Below are 381 nucleotides of genomic sequence, written 5' to 3'. Positions count from 1 at the left end.
TGTTTCTCCATTTTTATCTAAAGTCTTAAATCAATATAAAGATCAACAAATTACTATTTTGACAAACTCAAAAGGTTACTATGTGGTTACTCAAAATCATAAAGCTAAACTAGTACTAAAAACACCACGTCTAGAAGATAAAAAGTTAAAAAAGACTGAGAGTATACCTACTGGCAATAATGTAACGCAACTAAAGCAAAAAGCTTCTGTCACTATGCCAACTAGTCAATTTAAAAGTAATAATTATACTTACAACGAGCAATATATAAATAAACTTGAGAATTTCAAGATAAGAGAAACTCAAGGTAACAATGGTTGGTGTGCAGGCTATACGATGTCTGAATTACTAAATGCGACTTATAATACTAACAAATATCATGC

The 381-nt window shown here is 29.7% G+C and carries 1 pseudogene; it reads left to right on the top strand.

The features are described 5' to 3' along the window. Positions 1-381 (top strand): annotated as a pseudogene (gene scpA, locus M3593_RS23815) (cysteine protease staphopain A); the annotation flags it as partial.

It is taken from the genome of Mesobacillus sp. MER 48 (assembly GCF_023714225.1).
In the GTDB taxonomy this organism is placed as follows: domain Bacteria; phylum Bacillota; class Bacilli; order Bacillales; family Cytobacillaceae; genus Mesobacillus; species Mesobacillus oceanisediminis_A.
Note: the sequence above shows the minus strand (reverse complement) of the source record. Positions and strands in the feature narration are given on the sequence as shown.